Genomic DNA, 1,516 nt, shown 5'->3' with positions numbered 1-1,516 from the left:
CAATAGCCGCCCAAAAATCCCCATACCAAACGGAAAAGAAGCAAACTGGCTATGAAATAACCAATCCTGAAATGCCAAGTCAATGCGCCGTCACTCTCGAGATTTCCCGTGATGAACATGGCGACGACGCTGATGGCCAGCATCCAATGGAATAGGCGGGTGGGAAGGTCCCAAACTCGTACGGATTTCATTGCCCTCTCCTCTAAATAATTCCCATCATGCCTGAGCGAAACCCTTGAGTCTTGCTGGCTTTAATAAAAATTGAGCTGCTAGGTGACGCAACTTAGGGTAGGCTATTTACACCCTAAATCGAAAGGATACCCATGCGCCAAGTTCTATCAGCCCGTTCATTGATGGCTCTCATTTGTATCAGTTTTGCCGTCGCTTCCGCACCTGCGGCCGCGCAATTTAAAAACGCCAAGCATGCTGTCGAATATCGCCAAGGTGCATTCAAACTGATGGGTGTGCATTTCAGCAGTATCGGCGCGATGGTCAACGGCAAAAAGCCATTTGACGCAGCGCAAGCCGCATTCGACGCAAACGTCGTTAAAACCGTGAGCGCTTTACCATGGGCCGCTTTTGGCGATGAAACCGAATCGATCAAGTCAGACGCCCGCGAGGAAATCTGGTTGGATAAAGAGGATTTCCTCGCACGCTCCAAAAAAATGCAGACTGCGACGGCAGGTTTGTTGGAGGCTGCAAAAACGGGTGACCAGGCCAAATTGAAGGTGGCATTCGGAGAAACCGCTCGTTCGTGCAAGGCCTGCCACGACGCGTATAAGGAATAACCGATTGACCCTGCGCGCTACCCGTTTTTTACGCGGGTTGCGCCAAAAGATCCTCGATCAGCGCGTGCAATGACTCGAAATTAGGCGGACCGACAAATGATTTCACCCTCTGTGTCGTCAACACATATATTGACAACCGTATCCCCATCTGTCAACTTAAGACCTGACATTATTTCTTAATGAATTTCTCGGCAAATCCACCGCGATAGTCAGACTCCTCAGAAATGCTTCCGTTTTCATCCAATGAAGCAACAAGCTCCTCCAGTTTTTGACGCTCAACAATTAACTCCTTGCAAGCCAGCGCAGTATCCTTGATGGCTTGAAGTTCTGCTTTACGTGCAGATCCTGTAAGTTCCTGATCCACAGGCTTTTGTATTTCCGCTGTCATATTGCGGATAGCCTGCTCCATTGCGTAGATGAGATTCTGTGCAGCGTCAGCTGTTGAGTACCCTACTTCTCTACGACCATTAGGTGTTGAACGAGCATTCGCCATAGCGTTTGATTATCAATTAACATTTCATAGTCTGCATCCTTTTGGAAGAAGACAGTATCTCCAACTTCAAGACCGTGCTCTTTAATCTTGTCGCTGGCGTATTTAATTTTTCCTTTCTCGTTACGAGGAGTATCATATGATACTATCTCAAGGATATCGCTTTTGAGCTTTGCTTCTGGCTCAATAGGCTCAAGGAATACCCAGTCGCCAAGAGCAAGAACCTCTCCTGTATCTT

4 protein-coding genes are annotated in these 1,516 nt (G+C 47.8%); 1 reads left to right on the top strand and 3 read right to left on the bottom strand.

Features of this window, described 5'->3' with window-relative positions:
* Positions 1-191 (bottom strand): cytochrome b/b6 domain-containing protein (locus tag AC1QQ2_RS14160; protein ID WP_479713619.1); only part of this gene is annotated, 191 nt, incomplete at its 3' end.
* A 132-nt stretch (positions 192-323) separates the two neighbouring features.
* Between AC1QQ2_RS14160 and AC1QQ2_RS14155 the strand changes: the two genes are divergently transcribed.
* Positions 324-788 carry a c-type cytochrome gene (locus tag AC1QQ2_RS14155; protein ID WP_479713618.1) on the top strand — a complete coding sequence of 155 codons (465 nt, stop codon included), beginning with the start codon at positions 324-326 and terminating at the stop codon, positions 786-788.
* Positions 789-957: 169 nt separating this feature from the next.
* Here the strand turns inward: AC1QQ2_RS14155 and AC1QQ2_RS14150 are convergent, their stop codons facing one another.
* Together AC1QQ2_RS14150 and AC1QQ2_RS14145 are read right to left on the bottom strand one after the other, a co-directional pair.
* Entirely contained in the window at positions 958-1,197 is a 240-nt protein-coding gene (locus AC1QQ2_RS14150) for a hypothetical protein (RefSeq protein ID WP_479713617.1), read from the bottom strand.
* Positions 1,198-1,238: 41 nt separating this feature from the next.
* Positions 1,239-1,516, bottom strand: a 278-nt coding sequence (locus AC1QQ2_RS14145) for a hypothetical protein (RefSeq protein ID WP_479713616.1), incomplete at its 5' end; no start/stop codon positions are given.

It is taken from the genome of Aestuarium sp., from assembly GCF_023253315.1.
GTDB lineage: Bacteria > Pseudomonadota > Alphaproteobacteria > Rhodobacterales > Rhodobacteraceae > Marivivens > Marivivens donghaensis.
Note: the sequence above shows the minus strand (reverse complement) of the source record. Positions and strands in the feature narration are given on the sequence as shown.

What these genes read in the sequence shown, in the direction of transcription:
- AC1QQ2_RS14155 (WP_479713618.1), top strand. Translation starts at nt 324, where the DNA reads ATGCGCCAAGTTCTATCAGCCCGTTCATTGATGGCTCTCATTTGTATC.
- AC1QQ2_RS14150 (WP_479713617.1), bottom strand. Translation starts at nt 1,197, where the DNA reads ATGGAGCAGGCTATCCGCAATATGACAGCGGAAATACAAAAGCCTGTG.